1 protein-coding gene and 1 pseudogene are annotated in these 1,089 nt (G+C 61.9%); one reads left to right on the top strand and one right to left on the bottom strand.

The annotated features are described in order from the left end of the window. Positions 1-109 precede the first annotated feature (109 nt). The gene (locus tag ABH939_RS33170) at positions 110-319 is read left to right on the top strand and encodes a hypothetical protein (RefSeq protein ID WP_191908632.1); all 210 of its coding nucleotides are present in this window, start codon (positions 110-112) and stop codon (positions 317-319) included. Positions 320-564: 245 nt separating this feature from the next. Here the strand turns inward: ABH939_RS33170 and ABH939_RS33175 are convergent. After that, positions 565-757 (bottom strand): annotated as a pseudogene (locus ABH939_RS33175) (IS110 family transposase); the annotation flags it as partial. Positions 758-1,089 lie beyond the last annotated feature (332 nt).

The following is a 1,089-nucleotide window of genomic DNA, read 5'->3' on the forward strand; positions in this document are numbered from 1 at the left end:
GGAAAAACAACTGGCCGCCACCGGGGAGAACCCGTGGCCACCAGCGGGGAGAACTACTGGCCGCCTACGGGGAGAACTTCGTGGCCATTGACAACCGTCGGTGGTGAAGGTGGATTGGCGACAGTTTTCGGAGGCACTGCTCAAAGCTGTGGGGAGGGCCGCTTTGACGGTGTCGGCGTCGGTGACCGGTCCGGCAGTCGTGGTCGTTGAGGATGTGCTGCCAGCGGCGGCTGGATTGTCCACGTTCGAGTTGCCCGGTGACGGGCGCAGAACGATCACGGCTGCCACGATTGCGCCGATGACGACGAGAGCGCCATGATCCTGCCGATTGACTTACCTGGAAACGCGCAGCTTCGAAACATCAGGCACACGCTTCCGGGCGGGGGATGCGCGCGGGCGATGGGCGTTCCCAGCGCCGTTGGACTCGCGCCGCTTTGCACGATCAAGTGACCAACCTGACGGCGCTCGTGGCACTGGAGTTGGTGCAGTGCAGTTGGGAAACCGACGGGCGTTCGACGGTTCGGAGCGTCGGACGATGAGTTGCCGGGGGCCATGTTGTCTTCGTCAAGCGGCAGTCACGGCGAGTAATCGATAGGGTTCATGGTTCTTGAGCATGGCGTAGAGAACATCGCAGCGACTTCCGGCGAGGCAGATGGGCGGCGGTGTGCTTCTTTCCTTCGACTCGTTTTCGGTCGTAGTAGGTGCGACTGGCAGAATCGTGCAGCACGACGAACGCCGAGAGGAACAGGACGCGTTTGCAGTCGACGGGAGACGGGCGTCCCGCCTCCCGTCGAGTGACCAGCCGGTCGACGGGCGCCCACAGGAAACATAACTGCGAAACCCACTACTGCACAAGGATTTCCTGATTTCAGGGTCATGTCAGGCGCGCCGGCCGCGCCAGGGATGTCCGTTGAGTGATTCGATCTGTGCGCGGCGGTCACCTGTTCTGCTTCCGGATGGGGAGCTCGCTGGCTGATGATCGGCGCGCATCGAACTGGTTGGGCCCCCGTTAGCAGTCCAGCACCTATGCGATAGCTAGTTGGTTTTCTTGAGTCCAGTTTTCCCAGTAGCGGTTTGGCGTCATGCCAT

It is taken from the genome of Rhodococcus sp. 27YEA6 (assembly GCF_044908235.1).
In the GTDB taxonomy this organism is placed as follows: Bacteria; Actinomycetota; Actinomycetes; order Mycobacteriales; family Mycobacteriaceae; genus Rhodococcus_F; species Rhodococcus_F qingshengii.